Annotated in this window: 1 protein-coding gene; it reads left to right on the forward strand. The window is 60.9% G+C overall.

Annotated features, from left to right (window positions below; translation table 11 throughout):
• Window positions 1-514: 514 nt before the first annotated feature.
• Window positions 515-1590: right-handed parallel beta-helix repeat-containing protein (locus AB0N17_RS46560; RefSeq protein ID WP_366017714.1), on the forward strand; the 1076-nt coding region annotated here is incomplete at its 3' end.

Raw genomic sequence — 1590 nt, forward strand, 5'->3', positions numbered from 1 at the left:
AGGGCCATCAGGGGTTTAAGACGATGGCCCTGGAGTCCCCATTTGAGCCGTTGACGGCTAGCTGAGGTTGCGGTGGTTGTTGTACTTCGCTGTGATACAACGATGGCTTCGCGTACGGATTACCGACTAGTATTCCAGCGGGTCATGAAGTTACGGCTCGCACACGCGGCGCCTTTACTCACAAACACTCCACGCCAGGCAAGTGAGTTATTCCGGTGTTTTTGCGTCGCGAACTATAGGCGGACCGGTAACTGAGGTCGGCTCGACTGGACGGCCGCAATTGGTGACGGACGGACAGAGTCACGGTTGTTTCAGTAGTTCTCCGATGGCATTCCGAACGAGAGCACATAACCTTTCGGCGTATTTTCGCCGCCCGACCGGTCGAACGTACGGCGCGGCAGGCTGTAACGCACATAGATCGGTGGTGAATAAATTACGCATGCTCTCGCGCTCAAATGGGCGTCCGCCGCGATCCAACCAGTGAGTCCGCCAACCCGAGAACAGGAAATCCTCCATGCGTTCAGTCCACGCCCTCACCGGTGTTGTCATGACCGTGGCTGCCACAACGGCCTTCACTGCTGTCCCGACCAGCTCCGACCCCGGCAAGCGGGTGCGGTGCAACGTCGACGACCTCAAGCAGGCTATCGCCCAGGCGAACGCCGCCGGTGGCGGCACGTTGCATCTCGCCCGCGACTGCACCTACACCCTCACAGCGCCGGACAACGACGACAATGGCCTGCCAGTGATCACCACCCGCATCACCATTGAGGGCAGCGGAAGCACCATCAGGCGCAGCACGCATCCGGGGACACCAGAGTTCCGCATCTTCCAGATCTCGGGCCCCACCGGCGCGCTGACTCTTCAGCAAATCACCCTTCGCGGCGGCCGCGTACCGCAGACCACGAGTGGTATCAGTGGTCGCGGCGGTGGCATCTGGCTCACCACCGACGGCACTAAGCTCGCACTTGACAAGGTCACGATCACTGAGAACTTCGCCAGTCAGCAAGGCGGAGGCATTGACAACGATGGCGGTGACCTGACCATTCGAGACAGCACTATCAGCCACAATCACGCAAGATTCAGCGGCGGCATCGATCAGGACAGCGGCACAGCGACGATCGTGGGCAGCCGAATCAACGAAAACACGGCAACCTCCAACATCGGCGGCATCTTCGACTTCGGCGGGACAATGAACTTCGACCACAGCCAGGTCACAAACAACACAGCCGGGGGCGACGGTGGCGGCATCTATGCCGACCACACGAAGACGACTCTGAAGGACACCATCGTCAGTGGCAACAGGGCCCTTGGCGTCAACGGCCTGGGCGGCGGCATCTACAACACCGATGGCAGTGCACTTACCGTCCGTGGAAGCAAGGTCTTCGCCAACGGCGCAGTCGGCCCAAGTGGCCGGGGCGGCGGTATCGCCAACGATCAAGGCTCCACTGCCACGCTGAGGAACAGTTCGGTCACCGACAACATCGCCTACGCTCCCCCCGGAGCGATCTTCAACAACGGCGGCACGGTGACACCTGTCCCACAGCTCCATCGCCCTTTCCAGGAGCCCGAGTTGTTCGGTGTAAGCGTGCC

This window comes from Streptomyces sp. NPDC051133, from assembly GCF_040682635.1.
GTDB lineage: Bacteria > Actinomycetota > Actinomycetes > Streptomycetales > Streptomycetaceae > Streptomyces.